13 protein-coding genes and 1 tRNA gene are annotated in these 20,060 nt (G+C 53.9%); 9 read left to right on the forward strand and 5 right to left on the reverse strand.

Translation table 11 applies throughout. From position 1 onward, the window contains the following. Window positions 1-40: 40 nt before the first annotated feature. From HY010_17605 to HY010_17615, 3 genes are all read right to left on the reverse strand, one after another. Window positions 41-1,546 carry a hypothetical protein gene (locus tag HY010_17605; GenBank protein ID MBI3477552.1) on the reverse strand — a complete coding sequence of 502 codons (1,506 nt, stop codon included), beginning with the start codon at window positions 1,544-1,546 and terminating at the stop codon, window positions 41-43. Between the two features lie 684 nt (window positions 1,547-2,230). Beyond that, a complete protein-coding gene (locus HY010_17610; GenBank protein ID MBI3477553.1) occupies window positions 2,231-4,468 on the reverse strand; it encodes a S8 family peptidase in 2,238 nt (745 codons plus the stop codon). A 168-nt stretch (window positions 4,469-4,636) separates the two neighbouring features. Then, window positions 4,637-5,302, reverse strand: coding sequence for an ATP-binding protein (locus HY010_17615; GenBank protein MBI3477554.1), 666 nt, complete (start codon window positions 5,300-5,302; stop codon window positions 4,637-4,639). Window positions 5,303-5,888: 586 nt separating this feature from the next. On the opposite strand from HY010_17615, the gene HY010_17620 reads away from it, so the two are divergent. Genes HY010_17620 through HY010_17635 form a run of 4 tightly spaced genes read left to right on the forward strand, consistent with a single transcriptional unit; the run spans window position 5,889 to window position 13,441 of the window. After that, window positions 5,889-8,333, forward strand: a complete 2,445-nt coding sequence (locus HY010_17620; GenBank protein ID MBI3477555.1) for a type I restriction-modification system subunit M — start codon at window positions 5,889-5,891, stop codon at window positions 8,331-8,333. After that, window positions 8,330-9,652, forward strand: a complete 1,323-nt coding sequence (locus tag HY010_17625) for a restriction endonuclease subunit S (protein MBI3477556.1) — start codon at window positions 8,330-8,332, stop codon at window positions 9,650-9,652. The genes HY010_17620 and HY010_17625 overlap by 4 nt, the downstream gene beginning before the upstream one ends. After that, entirely contained in the window at window positions 9,649-12,723 is a 3,075-nt protein-coding gene (locus HY010_17630; protein MBI3477557.1) for a type I restriction endonuclease subunit R, read from the forward strand. The genes HY010_17625 and HY010_17630 overlap by 4 nt, the downstream gene beginning before the upstream one ends. Then, window positions 12,713-13,441 carry a M48 family metallopeptidase gene (locus tag HY010_17635; GenBank protein ID MBI3477558.1) on the forward strand — a complete coding sequence of 243 codons (729 nt, stop codon included), beginning with the start codon at window positions 12,713-12,715 and terminating at the stop codon, window positions 13,439-13,441. The genes HY010_17630 and HY010_17635 overlap by 11 nt, the downstream gene beginning before the upstream one ends. Before the next feature lie 27 nt (window positions 13,442-13,468). Here HY010_17635 and HY010_17640 read toward each other — a convergent pair whose 3' ends face one another. Further along, window positions 13,469-14,164, reverse strand: a complete 696-nt coding sequence (locus HY010_17640; GenBank protein MBI3477559.1) for a hypothetical protein — start codon at window positions 14,162-14,164, stop codon at window positions 13,469-13,471. Between the two features lie 598 nt (window positions 14,165-14,762). On the opposite strand from HY010_17640, the gene HY010_17645 reads away from it, so the two are divergent. From HY010_17645 to HY010_17660, 4 genes are all read left to right on the forward strand, one after another. Then, window positions 14,763-16,097, forward strand: coding sequence for a hypothetical protein (locus HY010_17645; GenBank protein MBI3477560.1), 1,335 nt, complete (start codon window positions 14,763-14,765; stop codon window positions 16,095-16,097). A gap of 760 nt (window positions 16,098-16,857) precedes the next feature. Beyond that, on the forward strand, window positions 16,858-17,076 hold the full coding sequence (locus HY010_17650; GenBank protein ID MBI3477561.1) for a hypothetical protein: 219 nt from the start codon (window positions 16,858-16,860) through the stop codon (window positions 17,074-17,076). A 13-nt stretch (window positions 17,077-17,089) separates the two neighbouring features. Continuing rightward, window positions 17,090-17,344: a helix-turn-helix domain-containing protein gene (locus HY010_17655; GenBank protein ID MBI3477562.1), complete on the forward strand. Its 255-nt coding sequence runs from the start codon at window positions 17,090-17,092 to the stop codon at window positions 17,342-17,344. A gap of 78 nt (window positions 17,345-17,422) precedes the next feature. Beyond that, complete coding sequence (locus HY010_17660) at window positions 17,423-18,604, forward strand: site-specific integrase (GenBank protein MBI3477563.1); 1,182 nt, start codon at window positions 17,423-17,425, stop codon at window positions 18,602-18,604. A gap of 15 nt (window positions 18,605-18,619) precedes the next feature. On the opposite strand, the gene HY010_17665 is transcribed toward HY010_17660, so the two are convergent. Then, window positions 18,620-18,696 (reverse strand) — tRNA-Pro (locus HY010_17665). A 190-nt stretch (window positions 18,697-18,886) separates the two neighbouring features. Here HY010_17665 and nagA point away from each other — a divergent pair. Next, complete coding sequence (gene nagA, locus HY010_17670; protein MBI3477564.1) at window positions 18,887-20,059, forward strand: N-acetylglucosamine-6-phosphate deacetylase; 1,173 nt, start codon at window positions 18,887-18,889, stop codon at window positions 20,057-20,059. Window position 20,060: the final 1 nt, after the last annotated feature.

Here is a 20,060-nt window from a genome sequence, read left to right on the forward strand (position 1 = left end):
AATGGCCAGGGGAGATGGAATCTCCCCTGGGCTAGGTTTTCTAGAATGCAAAGTCCAGTCCCGCTACAGCGGAGTTGGTGCGGAAGGGGCCGGTAATTCGCTCGCCAGTATCAGGATTGATGACGATCTGTTCTGGCCGTATCTGATACTCAAACGCCGCCTTGATGTTGGCGTGAATCAGAAACTGTATGCCCGGCGTGATGCGTTGTCGGGTGGAATGGAACGGGGAGAAGAAACCTCCTCCATCCTCTCCATTCAGACGGTCGGAAGCTGAGTTCACGTTGTCCCACCGCAGGATCGTCATCATCCAGGGAGTGGCAAGGTAGTCTGCTTCCAAAAATCCGCCGCCGAAGTGGATCGACGGCCCGGCGGCGAAGGGCGATGGTGCATCCACGATGATCTGATTTCTGTCGTGACCGTACATGTACAAGCCGAGGAGATTAAAGTTGCGGTAGTTGAAGGTGAAATTACCACCCACCCGGTAGAACGGTTCTCGCGCCGTGAAGACGGTATCGCCGGCGGTGATCCGTTGCACGGAGCGTCCGTAGAAGGCGAAGGTGCCAACGTCGATGTAGGTGTGGTCGCGAGGCCCGGTTGCGCCAGCGGCCTGAATCCCTTCGCGGCTTTCTTTATCCCGCTCCAGGTTGAGGCGGTAGCTAAAGCGGCCGTACAGGTCCTTAAAATTTGAGTCGGAGGAGAACGCGTCGCCACCGGGACCGACATTGGCTCCATCGGCAACCGTCCCACTCGTATTCTGGTTTACCAGCGCGAGGGAATAGTGATAACCGCCATAAGTGTGGCCACCGCTGAATTCAATTCCCTGGGCGGCGTTGGCCATCGCAAAGCCGTTGTTGACGAAATCGCTTCCAGTCCCGATGTTAGGTTGATCGAAGATGTCCCAACCGCTGAGATTCCAGGTGCGTGCCTGGCTGAAGGGCAGGTCCAGCTCAAATTGTCCGATACGAAGATTCAGTAAATCCTTGGGTAGCTTTAGAAAGCGGCCCACGTTGACAAACTTCAGGTAGGCATCCCCCATGCCACCGTCGGCACCCGAGCCGCCAACGGCAAGATCGTCGTCAATCCAAAAGGCGACGTCGCTCCCGAAATTTCCAGCCATGAAGATACTCAAGGTCCCGTTCTGAAAGTCGGTTCGCGGGATAAACTGGCCAACCTGTCCTGGAAACTGGCGATTGAAATTGTTCCGGTTCTTGCTCAATACCTGGAAGAAGGTGGAGTAGCGGAAACCAAGCGGCGGCAAGCCGGGGATCGTACCCGGCCAGATGCTATGCGGCCAATTGTCCTTTTGAGCGGGCGCGCCGAGCATGACCGGCGGAATCTTCATGAAAGTCTCGTCGTCCTTCGGAAACTTGAAGCCGCCGTCTTTGAATGCCTTCCCGAAATCGTTCAGCTTCGGAAAATCCACGTGGCAGGTACTGCATGACGTACCGTACTGACGTGAAAAGGCAGGAATAGCATGGCTGTAAGACGCCGCTGCCAATACCCAGACAAAAACAGCCGCTCCGGCTGTCCAATACTTGCGCCGCATAGCGTTCTCCTTGATACAAACCTGAAATGAAAGTCTTTGTCAGCCCCAACCCGATGGCCGCGATTGTCGAACAGCAATAACAATCGGGCGGTGACTCAGGTCACTCTTGCATGTGACCTCGTCACGATGGGCAATGCGATTAAGGTTTGAACTGCCGGACCGTTGCGCCTGATGCAGTCACGCAAAAACTCAAAAGGGTTAGGCTCGCGCGGGCTCTTGACGACAGCGATTGGATCGCCGAATTCTTTCTATGGCGAGGTTGAGGAACATCAGTCTCTACGATTTTTTCGGGGGCCAGACCGGACGTCGTTGTCGGACCTGATGGCAAGACCAGGGTCTTACGCCGAAGGGCACCCATCAGCGCGCGCAGGTTCTAGATCTTGCTGTTGCGGTGCGCGAGCCGTAAGGATGGCTGGGTGAGCACAGCGAGGATGCACGCGACAAAAGACTCGCAGCGAAATCTTCTCTATCTTCCTCAAATGGTTGATTGGAAATTGGTCGGGGAGAGAGGATTTGAACCTCCGACCCCCTGGTCCCGAAGAAGTTAACGAAGTTCTATCTCATTGATTCGCTTAGCTTGGCTCTGCGTCACAGACCACGGTTTTACCCTGTTTTCGGCAGGTAATTGACCCAAATATTGACCCAAGTTTGACCCCATTGTTTTTGTTGCTGTTTGGGAGCGCACTAGGGGCGGATTTGAACTCGAACACGTGCCTCGATCTCTTCGTGAATAGGGATTGCGGCTCCGATTACTTCTATCGAAATAGCTACTGCGTAGCGCTGTAGAAATCCTTCATCTTGTTTTTCTTTCGAGAGCCAGCCTCGGCGCCCTACCACCGCCAGGTATAGTTCTTCCGCGAAATCTGCGGCTGTTGCCTCAAACCAGTCTTTTTGGGCGGTGCCGCGTGTTCTTAACCGCTTGCCGATTGTCCAGTTCCAATCGCCTATAGGTTGTTCTTCAGCAGGTTCGTCGTCCTCGTCTGAGCGTTTCGTAGCGCATCGTTGGCGAAATTGTTGTAAGGTCTCGTCTCGCTTCGAAAAACTCCATTCCAGGATAGTGCCGCGGTACTTGGCGTTTGTTTTGCGAACCGGAGGTCGATAACTGAGGCTCACAGAGACGCGGAGCATAATTTCGGGATTTGCTTCAAACAGATTCGTCGGAAAGGGAATGCGGAAGAATTGTGCGTGTCCGATGCGAATTTCATCCTCAATTATTATGAGGCAACGTTCTGCTCCGGGACTGAGCGCACGTTCCTCCTTGGGAACACCATAACCGAAAACTCGTGCGGTCTCCGACACGCTGTTCAGTCGTTGGGGCCACATAGCACTACCAACGATCAGCGCTCTAATTAGATCAACTGAGGCATTGGGAAGCTGTTCTGCGATGCGACCGCAAAGATGAGAGACTCTCGCGGCTGCGTAACTGGTCCCGGTTGCAAAACGAACTAGGCGGCCTTCTGTCGCGTAGAAGGCGTTCGCAACCGCGACATCGCTATACTGCGGTCTTGTCGTTACCAGCCGGTTCCCGTCGTCTACATACCAGTTGCCACCTTCTTCCACCACCTCAGGTTTTATTTCGTTAAGGAACCCGAAACCACTCCGAGTGAATGGGGATGGCGAACTGTCTTGTGCTACAGGTCTGTAGCCGAAAGCTTGCGCCTGATGGAAATTCGCGACGGCGGTGGGAACGTATGCGCCTACCGTGATCACGCTTATCGCTTGTGATGGATTTCTAAGACGACATCTGTCTTCCAATATGTAGTTGGGATGTCCCGGGTTTATTGTCCACTGGGCGACCTGAGCAAGCGTTGGCGTGATCTGGCCGTCAATGTTGCCACTGGACACAATGAATAGAAACCCGTTCCCGCCATTGTCGAACGTCAGATCATCGAGGGTTTCGGCCCAAACTGACATCCTCGCTTTGTTGTACGGGGCGCGACTGGCGATGGAATGGTTGAGGACACGCGAATTGTGCTCCTCCAAGGCATAGGTCGTAATAGAGGGTATGATCTCGTGGACGACGGCAGTGTCTGGCACTGAAGTTTGGTCATCGAGGAGTCTAGCCAAGAGGACACGCACTGGCTTACTAGGATCGCGCGGCCGAAGTAAGGCTTCTCGCAGCGAGCCCAGGGCAACAATACTTGTTATTGCGGTACCGTGCCCATCTCGACCTCCTTCGAGCGTCGTACCCCCGATAAACGATCGGTGTCTCTGATCTCGAACCGCAGGCTCAATTAGGGGTTGCTGCGGAATTATTCCGGAGTCGATAACGGTGACTACTGGGTCGCCTAAGGCCGGACGTTGAAAATTGGGGAGGTTCGGCTCAGGAATATCGTGAAGTTCCATCCCCTCTCGTTCCACAACTGGCGGCAAATCGACGAAGGTGACAAGCGGATGCGAATTCAACAGGTCCGCAATTAAAACGCCAGAAGCTTGTACTCGGTACACAGCATAATCATTCCCGATTCGAGGACCGTTTCCCACTATTTGAGCTCCGCCTTGGTGCAAATAGTTATTGAACGCATCGCGGCGCTGTTGTCCTTCTTCCGCTTCGCGTCCCGCTGCGATTTCGACGTCCACGAAATACCTCGCGACGGGGTCAAGGGGTGTCAACGCAAGCTCATCTCCCATCTTGTCGATGTTTTGCGCGGGTGTGACTTCCTCCAAGTTGAATACAGGACGCACACCCGGCTTGCGGCGTCCGGTTGGTGTGCGATCATCGAGTCTGAAATGTTCAATTGCGGCGTCCAGTGCTTGAACGTTAGGATCGCGAGAAAGCATGACCAAAGAGCCGTCGCGTCGCTGCTCTATGACTTCTAATCTCCAACCCTTGGGGATTTCTTCGCGTTCAAGTAGTGGCTTACCAGAGGCTGTTGTGGCGGTTTTAAGAACGAGCTGTACCTTGTCGGGGATTGGTGGCAAGTCGGCTGGACGATTAGCTCTCGCGGCTTCGTAGTCGCGTACCGCCTCAGTGAGTTCTCGTCTTAGTAAAGCTCCGTGTTGCGCTTGATTGCGAGCGGGCAGCGCCCTATTTCGGGCCGTGGCGTGGCGCTCTTCGTCGCTAAACCGAGGCAATCTTATATGCGGCATTTATGAAGAAACGCTAGGATTCGATACTCTCTCAAGACGATGGAGATCAGCTGCCCTAGCGCGCTCAAGGGCATCTCGGAACATGCCATTCGTTATGAGGATTTCACCAGCGAGGGCCATGGTCTTTACGGAATCTGTAACGACGCGATTGACAGTGGAGAACGAACACCCTAAGCACCAAGAGGCTGCATCACGAATATTGAATCCTTCCAGTTTGAAGCCGCCAAGTCGCATTGTGAGGTATTGCTCTAATTCTTTTTCGTTGGGCTGGGGAAAATAAACAGCGTCGTCGAAACGTCGCCAAAGCGCGTAGTCTAGTAGGTTCTCGTAGTTCGTTGCCGCAACGATGGGGCCTCGTCCATCATAGTTATCCAGTAGCTGCAGGAAACTGTTCACTACTCTTTTTAGCTCGCCTACATCGTTTCGATCATCACGATGTTTGCCTATGGCGTCAAACTCATCGAAGAAAAGAACTCCGACGCCAGCTCTCGCGTAGTCAAAGACCCGCCTCAGATTAGAGGCCGTTTCCCCCAAATAAGACCCGATAAGGCTGTCGAAGCGCACGTAGAGCAGCGGTAGCTGCATCTCGGCAGCGATGATTTCAGCACAGAGGGTCTTTCCATTGCCTGGGGGACCAAAAAAAAGGAGCTTGAGCTTGGGAACCAATCCGTATCGTGCTAGTACTTCGCGTTTCGCGAACTCATGGAGAAACCTGTTGATACGCGAATTAGTCTCATCTCGCAAAACGATGTCGTCCAGAGACTTGGTGGGCCGCCGTACGTCAATCAGTGGCACTCCTTCAGCTTTGCTTCGCGGTACCGCATCGGTTATTGCTTTATCAGCACTGTCGCGGCCAAGAGGAGACCCTAGGGAGCTCAATAGCAATCTCTGTAGCTCATCCGCTAGTTTGGTATGGCCTTGTTTCCTCTCGGAGTGGATGAGTTGCCTCACACTCGACAGGAATGTTTTCTCGTCTCTAGTACGAAAGCTTCTCACGATGCGCAATATGAGCTCTTTGTTCATGCGATCAACGTATTCACCTACACAATATGCACCAAATTGAGGCTCCACGACTCAAAAACTTTGCATGGAGGAGCTTAATTGTAATATGCCCCGCAGCTGCTTTTCTCCCACGCGTCAAGCGTGAAGCTCTTGCGGCTCTGGTATGCAATAATTCGCTTTTCGTTCCACGCTGATCACATGGGGGCGCTTAGGCGTCTCGTCCTCGACTTGACTGTCGCTAAGGGAAACAATGGCTCTTAAGAAATCACAGCTTTACAGTTCACTCTGGGCTAGCTGCGACGAGTTGCGCGGCGGCATGGATGCTTCGCAGTATAAGGACTACGTCCTCACTCTGCTGTTCATGAAGTACGTCTCAGACAAGTACGCCGGTAAAGCCGACGGTGCCATTGAGGTTCCCGCGGGCGGGGGCTTCGCCGATATGGTGGCTCTGAAGGGAAAGAAGGACATCGGGGAGGGAATCGACAAGATCATCAGCAAGCTTGCGGAAGCTAACGGGCTGAAAGGCGTGATCGATGTAGCAAGCTTCAATGATGATGACAAGCTCGGCAAGGGTTCGGAGATGGTTGACCGCCTGTCCAAACTGGTTGGCATTTTCGAAACGCTCGATTTCGGCGCGAATCGAGCCGAAGGCGATGATCTGCTTGGCGACGCCTACGAATACCTCATGCGGCACTTCGCGACCGAATCGGGCAAGAGCAAAGGTCAGTTCTACACGCCAGCCGAGGTGTCGCGAATCATGGCGAAGGTCGTGGGTATCGGCCCCCAGACGAAGCCCCATGACACAATTTACGACCCGACTTGCGGCTCTGGTTCCTTGTTGTTGAAAGCTGCCGATGAAGCGCCTCGTGGAATGTCGATTTACGGCCAAGAAAACGATCTCGCTACTTGGGCTTTAGCGCGCATGAATATGTTCCTGCACGGCCACGCGACGGCAGACCTCTGGAAAGGCAACACCCTGTCTGCCCCATATTTTAAGAAGAAGGATGGGAGTCTGGAAACCTTCGACTTCGCAGTAGCAAATCCTCCGTTTTCGGCGAAATCCTGGTCGAACGGCGTAAATGTCTCGAACGACGAATTCAAACGGTTCGAGTATGGAGTACCCCCAACCAAGAATGGGGACTTCGCATTCCTGCTTCATCTAATCAAATCGCTGAAGAGCACCGGCAAGGGCGCAATCATCCTTCCTCACGGCGTTCTCTTTCGTGGCAATAAGGAAGCCGACATCCGCCGCAACTTGATCAAGCAGGGCTATATCAAGGGCATCATCGGACTGCCCCCGAACCTTTTTTACGGCACGGGCATTCCCGCCTGCATCGTCGTCATCGACAAGGAAAATGCTCACGCCCGCACCGGCATCTTCATGATCGATGCGAGCAAGGCGTTTGTGAAGGACGGCAACAAGAACCGCTTGCGAGCGCAGGACATTCACAAGATCGTCGATGTGTTCAACCGGCAGCTTGAGTGGCCTCACTATTCTCGTATGGTGCCGGTTTCGGAAATCGCAAGCCCTACTAATGATTACAACCTGAACATCCCGCGATACATCGATTCATCGGAGCTGGAAGACTTGCACGATCTGGACGCTCACCTGCACGGTGGAATTCCGAACCGCGATGTTGACGCGCTGAGTATTTACTGGCAAGTCTTCCCTTCATTGCGCGCGGAGCTTTTCGAAGCTGGTGACCGAGCAGGCTATAGCCGTGCCAAAGTAGAAACGCAGAAGGTCAAGCCGACCATCTTGAGGCACCCGGAGTTCGCGGCATATTCGCAGAAGGTCGCTGCGATCTTTGATGAGTGGCGAAATGCGCATGAGGTGATGCTCAAGAAGCTCAGGGAAGGCGCCAAGCCAAAGTTGGTCATTCTTAAATTGTCGGAAGATTTGTTACAGCGGTTCAGCCCGTTGCCACTGCTCGACAACTACGACGCTTACCAGCGGCTTATGGACTACTGGACTGGAGTCATGCAAGACGATGTTTACCTGATCGGCTCGGACGGCTGGGTTGAGGCTGCCAAGCCGCGACTTGCTATTGACAACAAAGAGAAGAACATCCGAGAGACACCCGATCTGACGGTCGAGCGCAAGAAGTACAAGATGGATCTAATTCCACCAAAGCTGATCGTCGCTCGCTATTTTGCGCCGCAACAAGCCGAGGTGGGTCAGCTGGAGCTAAAGCGTGAGGCCGCCGATCTCGCGCTGGAGGAGTTCGTAGAAGAGAACAATGGAGAGGAGGGTCTGCTCGAGGCCGGAAAAACCGACAAGGGCACATTGACGAAGGCCAGCCTCAGCGAACGGCTCAGGGAAATAGAGAACGACGCGGAAAGTGAAGAAGAGAAGAAAGTGCTTACTCGATGCCTTCAGTTGATGGAGACTGAGGCTGTCGCAAGCAAGGCGGTAAAAGAATCGCAGGCTTACCTCGACGCTTCAGTCCTCACCCAATATGCGAAACTCACCGACTCAGAGATCAGGGATCTAGTTGTTGACGACAAGTGGCTTGCGGTATTACAGGGCGCAATGAAGGATGAAATTCAACGCCTGACACAGGCTTTGACCGACCGTGTTAAAGAATTGGAGGAGCGCTATATCGTGACACTCTCTGAACTGGAGAACGCGATCAGCGAGCTGAGCGATAGGGTAAAAGCTCATCTGAAAGAAATGGGTCAGGTTGTCGCATGAGTATGGTGCAGGCGTTATTCGAGACAAAGCCCGAACTGTTGGACGGCGCGATTCCAATCGGTTACAGGCAGACTGAACTCGGAATCTTCCCAAAAGAATGGGAGGTAAAGCAATGCTCCCGAGTCTCCGCATTGATCACCGTCGGCATCGTCATTCGACCGACTCAGTATTACGTAGCACAGGGAGTTCCAGCATTTCGGTCAGCAAACATACGAGCTGGTGGACTGGACTCGTCCCATTTTGTGTTTATCTCACCAGAAGCAAACGCTCTGCTCTCCAAAAGTCAGGTGCGAGCCGGGGATGTCCTTACAGTGCGAACTGGCTATCCTGGTACGAGCGCCGTCGTCCCGCCTGCATTCTCGGGTTGTAATTGCATAGATGTTCTCATAACGCGACCGTCGAGCTCGCTCGACCCAGATTTCCTTGCCGCGTGGATCAACTCTTCGTTCGGTAAAGATCAAGTGCTTCGAAACCAAGGCGGCCTAGCCCAGAAACATTTCAACGTCGCCCAGATGCGCAATTTGCTCGTTGCGTGCCCCCCATTGGATGAGCAGCGCGCGATTGCGGCGGCGTTGTTAGATGTGGATCGGCTGATCGGCGCACTAGACAAGGTCATCGTCAAGAACCGCGCAATCAAGTTGGCCACCATGCAGCAACTTCTTACAGGCAAGACACGCCTGCCCGGATTCAGCACTGGATGGCGTTATGCAAAGCTCGGGCAGCTCGGAACTACCTACGGTGGACTTACTGGTAAGACCGAAGCGGATTTTGGCTCAGGAGATGCTCTGTACATTCCGTTCTTGAATATCATGAACAATGTGGTCATCGAAGCGTCTTATCTTGCACCGGTAAGAGTTTCAGAGACTGAAGGACAGCATGAAGTGAAAAAAGGTGATCTGTTCTTCAACGGATCGTCCGAAACGCCCGAGGAAGTGGGTATGTGCGCGGTGTTACTTAACGATCTCCGCAGAGTGTATCTCAACAGCTTCTGCTTCGGATTTCGGCTAAACGAAGGCTCCAGGGAAAACGGTCTCTATTTGGCGTATTTTTTTCGAAGCGACGAAGGTAGGCAATTGCTGTACTCACTCGCTCAAGGTGCTACGAGGTACAACCTCTCGAAGACGAGTCTTCTGAAATTGGCGTTCAAGATACCATCGCCCGAGGAGCAAACAGCGATCACGAGGGTGCTCTCCGATATTGACTTGGAGATCGCAGCTTCGGAGCATCGAAGAGACAAGATTACCGCCATCAAGCAAGGAATGACTCAAGCCCTCCTCACAGGACGAATTCGCCTCTTGAGCCCCAAGGTGAACACATGAGTGACGTTGGCAAGAAAGAACGCGAGACTCAGAAGCGCCTCGTCCGGCTGTTCCAGGAACAGCTTAGCTACAGCTACCTTGGTAACTGGGAAGATCGCGGGGAAAACAGCAACGTCGAAGAAGATTTACTCCGCCGTTGGCTTAAGCGTCACGGAGAGAGCGAGAGAATCATCGGCAAAGTAGTGTATGAACTCGAAAAGGCCAAGGCGCTGGGCGGAAGTAAGAATCTCTACGACGCCAACCGGGAGGTCTACGGGCTTTTGCGTTATGGCGTGAAAGTCGCGCCCGACGCGGGCGAGAACAAGCAAACAATCTGGCTGATTGATTGGAAGACTCCAATAAACAACGACTTCGCTGTTGCCGAGGAGGTCACGGTCGGAGGTGTTCACGACAAACGACCCGATCTTGTGCTGTACGTCAACGGCATCGCAGTAGGCGTGCTGGAGTTGAAGCGCTCTATCGTATCCGTGGCCGAGGGCATTCGCCAGAACCTCGACAATCAAAAAAAGGAATTCATCCGGCCATTCTTCGCGACGGTGCAGCTAGTGATGGCGGGTAACGACACCGAAGGCCTGCGTTACGGCGTGATCGAAACCGCCGAAAAGTATTATCTGACCTGGAAAGAACCATCGGAGATTGAAAACCAGCTCGACCGAGCCGTCAGCCAACTTTGTCGCAAGGATCGCCTGCTGGAGATCATTCACGACTTCATCGTGTTCGATGCGGGAGCAAAAAAAACCTGCCGCCACAATCAGTACTTCGGGGTGCGTGCCGCTCAGGAATCGGTGAAATGCCGCGAGGGCGGCATCATTTGGCACACGCAGGGCAGTGGCAAAAGCTTGACCATGGTCTGGCTAGCGAAGTGGATTCGGGAGAACGTCAAAGACGCTCGTGTTCTGCTGATCACAGACCGCATTGACCTCGATGACCAAATCGAAAAGGTTTTCAAAGGCGTCAACGAGAACATCTATCGCACAAAGAGCGGAGCCGATCTGGTCAATGTATTGAACAAGAGCGAAGAGCTGCTGATCTGTTCACTCGTGCACAAGTTCGGTGCATCGGATGACCCGGACGTGGATTCGTACCTAGCAGACATCCACCGACACGTGCCAAAAGATTTCTACGCCAAGGGCGACATTTTCGTTTTTGTGGATGAATGCCACCGGACGCACAAGGGATCCGGGAAGCTGCACCAAGCTATGACGACGCTTTTACCGGGGGCGATGCTAATCGGCTTCACGGGCACGCCGCTACTGAAAGCGGAAAAGCAGAAGAGTATCGAGGTATTTGGTCCCTACATCCACACTTACAAGTACGACGAGGCGGTACGCGACAAGGTGGTGCTTGACTTGCGCTATGAGGCCCGCGACATCGATCAGCACATCACATCGCAGCAAAAGATTGACGAATGGTTCGATCTGAAGACTTCCGGCCTGACCGACGCTGCGAGAGCACAGCTCAAGCAACGCTGGGGCACGATGCAAAAGGTGCTCAGCTCAGAACCGCGACTCAAGATGATTGTTAGCGACATTTTGATGGACATGGAGAGAGAAGACCGTTTGAAGAGTGGCTACGGGAATGCCATGTTGGTTTCAAGCAGCATCTACAACGCTTGTCGCTTCTTCGAGATGTTCCAGAAAACGGACTTAGCTCGAAAATGTGCAATCGTCACTTCTTATAAACCCGCCCCTGGCGACATCAAGGGAGAAGAGTCCGGCGAGGGGATGACCGAGAAGCTTCGGCAGTATGCGATTTATCGCGAAATGTTGGCCGAACACTTCGACGAGCCAGAAGAAACGGCGATGTACAAGGTCGCCGAGTTCGAGCAAGAGGTTAAGAGTCGCTTCATCAAGGAACCGGGTCAGATGAAGTTGTTGATCGTGGTTGACAAGTTGTTGACCGGGTTCGACGCGCCGCCTGCGACCTATCTTTACATCGACAAGAAGATGGAAAACCACGGTCTATTCCAGGCGATCTGTCGTGTCAATCGACTCGACAGTGAGGACAAAGAATACGGGTACGTCATCGACTACAAAGACTTATTTAAGTCTCTGGAGCGGTCAATCCACGACTATACCGGGGAAGCATTCGAAGGCTACGACGCCGAAGACGTTCAGGGCCTGCTTACGGATCGACTGACCAAGGCTAGAGAGCGACTCGAAGAATTGCGAGAGTCGGTAAAGGCGTTGTGTGAGCCCGTTCAGGCACCCAAGGATTCGCTCGCTTATCAGCACTATTTTTGCGCGAAGAACAGCGGCGATGGCGATGAATTGGAAGAGAACGAGCAAAAGCGGGTCGCGCTGTACAAGATCGTGGGAGCGCTGCTGCGTGCGTATGCAAACCTGGCAAACGAAATGGGTCAGGCGGGCTATACAGAAGAAAAGGCTAAGGCCATCAAGGCTGAGGTCGAACATTTCGAAAAGGTTCGAGAGGAAATAAAGCTGTCCAGCGGTGACTATATCGATATGAAGATGTACGAACCAGCCATGCGACACTTGTTGGACACGTACATCAGGGCGGATGAAAGTAAGAAACTCTCAGCGTTTGACGATATGACCCTCGTCCAGCTGGTCGCCGAACAGGGAGAAGGCGCAGTTAAACATATGCCGGAAGGGTTAAAGGCAAACCCCGAGGCAATGGCTGAAGCAATCGAGAACAACGTGCGCAAACTGATCATCGATGAACGCGCGGTCAATCCGAAGTACTTCGAGCGGATGTCGCAACTCCTAGAAGCGCTGATCCGGGAAAGAAAAACGAAGGCCCTGCACTACACGGCCTATCTGGCGAAAGTTGCGGAGTTGGCCAACAAAGTGCAGAAGCCTGAGAGCGAATCGTCGTATCCCTCTGCAATCAACACAGGCCCGCGCAGGGCCTTGTATGACAACCTTGGCAAAGACGAAGAACTCGCTGTACGGGTAGATACGGCGATTCGTGATGTCAAGAAAGACGGTTGGCGGGGGAATCGTTTTAAGGAACGAGAAGTGCGAGCCGCGATCAAATCCGTTCTGGGTGTAAACGACGAGCTCGTGAATCAGACCTTCGCAATTGTGGAGAAGCAACGTGAGTACTAGGGGCCACAAGATCGAAGTTGGAGGTGTTCCGGTTGAAATCGTCCGAAAGGACATTAAGAACCTTCACCTTGGCGTGTATCCGCCAAATGGAAGAGTTCGCGTCGCGGCTCCGCTCAGGCTGACGGACGAAGCTGTGAGACTGGCCGTAGTTGCCCGCCTAGGGTGGGTTCGTCGGCGGCAAGCTGGCTTCGACCAGCAAGATCGCCAGTCCGAGCGCGAGATGGTCAGCGGAGAGAGCCATTATGTTCAGGGCCGACGTTATCGGCTAAACGTCGTCGAAGAGAGCGTGGCTCCAACTATTGCGACCAGAAAGAATACAACTCTGGAGATAAGCGTCCCTCCCGGTACAGATCGGCGCGACCGTGAGGAGGCGCTTCAGCAATGGTATCGACAACGACTGCGAAGTCAACTTCCCGAGTTGATTGCAAAATGGGAGCCCGTAGTTAGAGTGAAGGTCGCCGATTGCAGGATCAGGAGGATGAAGACTCGTTGGGGATCATCAAATGCTACGGCGCGAAGGGTCTGGGTAAATCTGGAGCTCGCGAAGAAGCCCCTATCTTGTCTCGAATACATCCTGGTGCATGAAATGGTTCACTTGCTGGAGCGGCATCACAACGACAGGTTTAGAGAATTGATGGACACGGTCATGCCGCAGTGGCGGGTCTATCGGGATGAGTTGAATCGTGCGCCGCTCTCGCACGAAAGCTGGAGCTATTGAGTCCAGTTCGACTAGGTTTGTAGTGTCTTAGAGCTTCAAGGTCTTGGTTTCCGCATCCATGTCGTTGAGCATTCGCCCGAAGGCCCTCCGGCGCCGCTGAAAATCTTTTTCGAAAGCTGAGAGAGAGCGATACTGTCGCCCCTGCGGATCGAGGACGCGCCACAATTCATGTTGAGTCGGTAGCGATATGCCTCCCTGCTCCATCAAGAATAGTTGATAAAAGTAGAGGCGCTGCATCTCTCGCGCGGATAGCCTTGTCGTGTAAGTTTGCGCTCTAGCTAGCTGTTCCATGAAAGCGTGGTCATTTCGAAGTTCCGCTTTCTTGATCAACTGCTGGGTGCAACTGTCATGCAAGAAAAGCTTGTCAATTTTTATGAGGTCCAGCACGGCGCGTCCATCGCCCCTGGTCGCGCGTGCAATTAATGAGAGAGGGTGGGTCTCGTGCACGCTTAGGCACATCGCTAAGGCGCGGGTTGCGCGCAGCAGTTTCAGGAAATCCTCGAAAGATTCTAGGTTGGCCAGCGCCGGAAGCCCGCCTGGAATATTGGCAACATCCTTCACCTTACCGACCTGCAGTTTGAACTGATGATCAAATTGCTGCCGGTTCTCGCGGTATAAAAGCTCCAACTCCTGCCTTGTTGGAGTCTCATTGGCTTTCTCCAACTTTGCTATCGCAGCCCTTGTTCCTCTCCCCTCCGTTTTTGGACCTGCAATCTGTGCCATCCACTTTGTTAAAGACTCCTCGCTCGGTAGGAGCGGAGTGCCGGGCCTCGCTTCCTGGTCGGGCGGATTGGTTCCAAAACCATGTATGCGAAAAATCCATGACGAAAGATCACCTGTCACCGTCTCGGGAAGTCGTACTTCTTTTTTTAGAGATCGGAGGGATGCCAGCAACATTGCGTGCAGGCTTCGGCTCCTCTCTTCTTTTGAGGCGACAGTTTTTCTACGGGAAGTTGTCGGGTTGAGTAAGCGGGACTTGGTCACACTATTCACGGATGGAGCGGCGAGCACTGTGCATGTTAATTCGAAAAGTCGGGAGAGGCTAGTCGGTGCTGCGGAGCTTAGTTCCTTCGTAATTGGCCCATTCATGGGCGGGGTTCCTGAATCCAGTGCGGGCAACGTGGCGAATACCCAACCTCACGTCCCGCGACTTATACGGGCGGGGACCCCACCCTCCAGCTGTGTATACGCATGCGGACACCCGGTAAGGATCAAAAGAGTTGGGTTGGGGTCCAGGGGCAAAGCCCCTGGGACGGCTGCGAAGCAGCCGTCTGGGGTTCGGGGCGTAAGCCCCGATTATTACTTGTAAAGGCGCGAATAAGTGACTTCATTTTCAAATGCGATGCAGGCCGAAGCGAACGTTTCCTCACTGCACAATTTCGAGCCGGGTCTCTTTGGACCTATCGAGATAAGCGCGCCCGCACGCAAGAAGTCCGAAGCGAGTACAGGAAAAGGCTCGCGGGGTACCCGTCCGGTTCTCTCTTGGCGCGACCATATTCTTCCCGAACTGGTAGGTCGTGCGGATAACGGTGACCCAAGCGTCAAGGCCGTCTCATCGAGCGAGCAGGAACATCAGACTCTGCATTTGCTAAGCATGGCGCAAGAACTCGCGGCGCAGGTTGACAACTCAAGGGAGCGGAAGCTGTATGCCCAATCATTGAAGCGGAATCCCGACAATGCGGGCGAGCTGGCGGAATTTCTTCAAGGCAGTGCTGAAGCGGAAGAGAATTTCGACCTCTGGTTGGCGCGAAAGCTCAATCGCAAGATTCGGGCGTTGGAGCGCAAGGCAAACCGTCTTCTGAGCTGCTCTGTGATCGCAAGGCCTATGGATTGTATCGACTGCGGTCTTAAAGGGTATATACGCTTTTACTGCGGGAACCGATATTGCCGCTATTGCGGCAATCAAATCTTCATCCGCCTGTTTGCAAAATACATTCGCCTCAAGACCATCGTAGAAAACGCAATGTGCCGCGATGGATTTCGGCCTAGTGTCGTTCTAGCGACATTCACTTTTACAACTAAGAATCTCGGTCGCATGCCGACCGCCGAAGAGATTCGGCAATTCAATCACGATGTCCGCACTACTCTCCGGTTGGTATGCGAGCAGCTCGGCATTAAGGCGTCCAAATTTGGCGTTCTCTGGTGCGATGAATTTGGCGGTTGGAATAAGGAGCTGCAGGACTACAACACGAATCTTCATTGCCATGGAATTTGGCTGGGACCATTCTTGCCTTTCAAGCTTGTGTCCGCAGTTTGGAAAAAGGTTCGAGAAAGCGAAGACTATCGCTTCGTTATTGAACCTGTTCCATTCCGCGACGGGATGCCCGATTTTGCGCGGGCGTTAGGTCACGCTCTCAAATACACCTCAAAGCACGTCTCGACGTATTCTCCCGAGCGATTGGCGGAATTAGAGCTCGCGTTTAGCGGCGTGCGGCGCGTTCACACGATGGGAATGTTCTACAACGCCAAAGAGACCAGACCTGAAGCCGAACCTTCGCCTACTCCTCTGTGCCCCAGCTGCGACGGACGCCTAGCCTATCCGAAAAACTGCGCATTGCAACTCGTGAAGGATCTTGAAAAAGAGGGCCGTGTCGATCTGGAGCAACTGCGGAGGACACAGGGAACGAAAAAGATTCCCGAGGAGGTGCCCTTGTGAGCCGATTTCGGTTTGCGTCGGTCTTGTTCGCATGTCGCGACCGAGGCGATCGTGTGACTCGAATTCTGTATACAGCTCAGGAGCGCGAGGACGAAGGGGCGGTGGCAAGGTTTATGGGCGATTGCCAGTCAGATTGTATGGGGCGGGACGAGACGACCGGGAGTTTAGGGGTGGGCCCACGAGAATCTTGCACGCTTACTACAAATAAGTCTCGACGGAGCGGGCGCTTCGTTCAACGGCTGATCGAACTTGATCGAGAACTATATGAACGATACGCAAACATCGGAGCGAGGGGCGAGCCCTCTTCGACACGTAATTTTGATCGTAGGTTATCTCAAAGGAGGACTAAACAAATGAAACGAACGAACGAAACAAAATGCAGTTGCTGTGGGCAGTCCGCTCAGTATTCCGTAGCTTCGGTTATCTCAACGAGGGGTGTCCGCCCACGTCGTCAGCAGTGTTCGCCCGCTGTTGTCTTTTGTGAGAGCTGTATACGTGAACTCTGCGACGTTGCAGTATCGCCCCTCATGCAAGACGCGCTTAAATCCGCGTATACAGCGATCAAGAATCATTCTGCTGCCCCGTGTGAAATGAAAGAGGAGCAATGACGAGCATTCCCTGTTTTCTTTGCGGTCAAAAACTAGAGAAGCGCCTGGACCGGCACGGGAAGCCATACTTCGTTTGTAATTATCCCTGTGGGGCCCAAATCTTCATTCGACGCCAAGGGGGAATCGAAAATCTCTCTGAGCTTGTTCGAACTTTGAAAAAGAGAGACTTGCCATTGCGCCATCACGCCCGGGTCCTGTTTGAGATTCAAGCAGTGCTCGCCGAGATCAGGGGAGTAAAGAAAGAGCTCAAGAGTCTCGACAGTATCTTCAATTTGTTCGCTAACGACAAAGACGAGAAGCGCGCGCGTAAGCTGCTGCGAGCTCGCATTGACAATCTGCTTGCGCAGCTAGAGAAGATCGCTGATTCGTAGCCCAGGGGGCATCATGAGAACGACCTTTAATACCGTTCAGAACCCGGAAACGCCGTATACGCCGTCTCAGCAATCGTTAGACTGCCCTTCCGATGGGCTGCTCACAGCGAGCGAAGTCGCCCACCTGCTAAAAGTTCCTGTCTCTTGGGTATATGACCGCACACGCCGTAGGGGCTTTGACCGGATGCCCCACCTGAAGCTCGGCAAGTACCTTCGCTTCTCCAAACAGGAAGTACTAGATTGGCTTCAAAAAGCGAGAAGGAATTAGCTTGCGCAGGCCGTATACAACGTTTACGTTGGTGGCCGACGCAGAACCCAAGCTGGGCGGGTCATTTCGGAGGAATGAATGACTCGAAGAAGGTTCCAGCGCGGTTCAATCTACAAGAGAGGTAAACGTAAGACGGTGTGGGTCGCACGCTTTTCTGAGGATGTGATCGGGTCCGATGGAGCGACGGTAAGCGTACGTCGCTCTGAAGTCTTGGGTACGGTCACTGAGATTCCGACTCGACGGCAGGCGGAGCAGCTTCTCGCGGACCGACTGCGTTCGATCAACAGCGGGCAACATCGGCCCAATTCGTCACGCAGTCTTCGCGATTATGCGGAGACGTTCTGGTTGCCGGTGGTTCTTCCCACGCTCAAGTACTCGACTAAGAAGTATTACCAATACATGCTGAGGGTTCACGTGTACCCAGCTTTTGGCGAGTTGCAGCTTCGGCTCATCACCCGCGACGCGGTGCAGACTTTTCTTTCTGAGAAGCTTCGTAGCGGTCTGTCTTGGCGGACGGTCAAAGGTCTCCGAACATTATTTGGGACAGTGATGGCTGCGGCTGAAGCAGATGAGCTGGTTCAGAGTAATCCCGTAAGGAAAACTCGGTTCCCTCGTCGTGGACCAGGTAGGCCGAGAGCTCCGATCGCTCCTGAGAAGATTCAGGAACTACTGGAGGCTCTGCCGGAGCCTTGTGCCTCACTAGCTAGGCTGCTTGTCTTTACCGGACTCCGGATCGGAGAACTGCTTGCCTTGCGCTGGCGGGATGTCGATCTAGAGCACGGTGTGCTTCGTGTGACTCAAAGTGTTTACGAAGGTCACTTCGATGAGCCTAAGAGTCAGCGTAGTAAGCGGTCGATTCCCCTTGGCGCAAGAGCGGTTGAGATTTTGTCAGCTCGTAGACCAGCTGGCGTGAAACCAGACGCTTTGGTGTTCAGCACGCAAGCGGGAACAGCGTACGACAGGCACAATCTCGTCAATCGACAGCTCAAGCCTACGTGCAAGAAGCTGGGATTGAAGGATGTGGGCTGGCATTGGCTGCGACATGCGAACGCAACTCTGCTTGATTCGGTCGGTACACCGTTGGGTACAGTGCAAGCACTCCTCGGGCATTCGTCTTCTGAAATCACCCGCGAAGTTTACTTGCATTCGATCCCTGCGGATGCAAAGGCAGCGGTACAAAAGGTCGAGGATTTGCTTAATCGACCCAAGTTGACCCAAGTTCCCGAAAACTGGGCAAAAGGAAGCTTGCTAATTCAATGATGGGATTGAGGTAATTGGTCGGGGAGAGAGGATTTGAACCTCCGACCCCCTGGTCCCGAACCAGGTGCTCTACCAGGCTGAGCCACTCCCCGACAAAAGCAGGATAACAGCCAGCGCCAGGACGGCGCGGCGACTTCCAGCGTTCTTAAGTATAACATCCTGTGCGTTAAGCCTTCCTGCCATGCCGGCTCGGACTATGCCAGCCACACCGTGCTGGAGAAAACTCCAAAGGCTGATACAATTTTTGACCAGCACATCGTTTTCCTTTATTAAAACGTTTATATGCTGGCTTTCACCGCCAAATTGCTACTCACGCCGACAGAGAATGTGGACCATCCTCTGCTGCTGGTCGAAGATGGCACGATCGCTGAGATTGCTAACCAGGCAGCGCGAACGGTTCCGCCGGCTGCGACCTTGGTTGATTTGGGTGACAGCATAGTCGCTCCGGGATACCTCGATCTGCATATTCATGGGAGCGCCGGTTTCGATGTGATGGACGACAATCCGGCTGCCCTGCCCGCAATCGAACATCTCCTGGCTCAGCATGGCGTCACCGCTTACTACCCGACGACGGTGACGGCCCCGTTGGATGCGACCCTGAGCGCGTTACAGCGTTTAGCGCATGCCGTTGAACATTCCAAACTGGGCGGAAAGCGTTCCCGGGCCGGCGCGTCCCCCCTGGGTATTCACCTTGAAGGACCATTCATCAGCCACGCGCGCAAAGGCGTCCATCCGCCTGACAATCTTTTGCCACCGACGCTCGCGACCTTTGAGAGGTTTTGGCAGGCGGCGCGCGGGCATATAAAGATGATGACAATCGCTCCGGAACTGGATGGCGCCGCGGAGTTGATCGCCGAAGCAACGCGGCGCGGAGTCTGCGTTAGCCTGGGCCATTCCGACGCTAACTTTGACACGGCGGAAGGCGGGATCGCTGCGGGCGCACGCCATGCAACCCACACTTTCAATGCGATGCGGCCGTTGGATCATCGTGGACCTGGAATTCTCGGTGCCGTCTTGACGGACTGTCGCGTCAGTGCCGACATGATTGTCGACGGTGTGCATCTCGATCCGGCAATCGTGAAACTGGTCGCCAGAGCCAAAGGTCTGGAACAGACGGTCCTCATTACTGACGCCACTTCTGCCACCGGAATGCCCGACGGACGGTATCATCTGGGATCGTTCGAAGTTGAAGTCAAGGGCGGCAAGTGCATGGCGAACGGCAAGCTTGCCGGCAGCATTCTTACGATGGACAACGCGGTCCGCAACCTGGCGCGCTTTACCGGTTGGACTCTTTCGCAGGCAGTGGCGGCAGCCAGCCGAAATCCGGCGCGGGTGGCGCGACTAGCGAATAAAGGAGTGCTGACCGCGGGTGCGGATGCAGACTTCGTCGTTCTGAATCCGGCAGGCGAAGTGTTGCGAACTTTTATCGGCGGCGTGGAGTGTTCCACACAATAAG

The sequence above is a fragment of the Acidobacteriota bacterium genome (assembly GCA_016196065.1).
GTDB lineage: Bacteria > Acidobacteriota > Terriglobia > Terriglobales > Acidobacteriaceae > Acidiflorens.

Bases quoted from the DNA above. Each gene is read 5' to 3' on its own strand.
- HY010_17605 (MBI3477552.1), bottom strand. From the start codon at position 1,546: ATGCGGCGCAAGTATTGGACAGCCGGAGCGGCTGTTTTTGTCTGGGTA.
- HY010_17655 (MBI3477562.1), top strand. From the start codon at position 17,090: ATGAGAACGACCTTTAATACCGTTCAGAACCCGGAAACGCCGTATACG.
- HY010_17660 (MBI3477563.1), top strand. From the start codon at position 17,423: ATGACTCGAAGAAGGTTCCAGCGCGGTTCAATCTACAAGAGAGGTAAA.
- HY010_17620 (MBI3477555.1), top strand. From the start codon at position 5,889: ATGGCTCTTAAGAAATCACAGCTTTACAGTTCACTCTGGGCTAGCTGC.
- HY010_17640 (MBI3477559.1), bottom strand. From the start codon at position 14,164: ATGGCACAGATTGCAGGTCCAAAAACGGAGGGGAGAGGAACAAGGGCT.
- HY010_17630 (MBI3477557.1), top strand. From the start codon at position 9,649: ATGAGTGACGTTGGCAAGAAAGAACGCGAGACTCAGAAGCGCCTCGTC.
- nagA (MBI3477564.1), top strand. From the start codon at position 18,887: ATGCTGGCTTTCACCGCCAAATTGCTACTCACGCCGACAGAGAATGTG.
- HY010_17625 (MBI3477556.1), top strand. From the start codon at position 8,330: ATGAGTATGGTGCAGGCGTTATTCGAGACAAAGCCCGAACTGTTGGAC.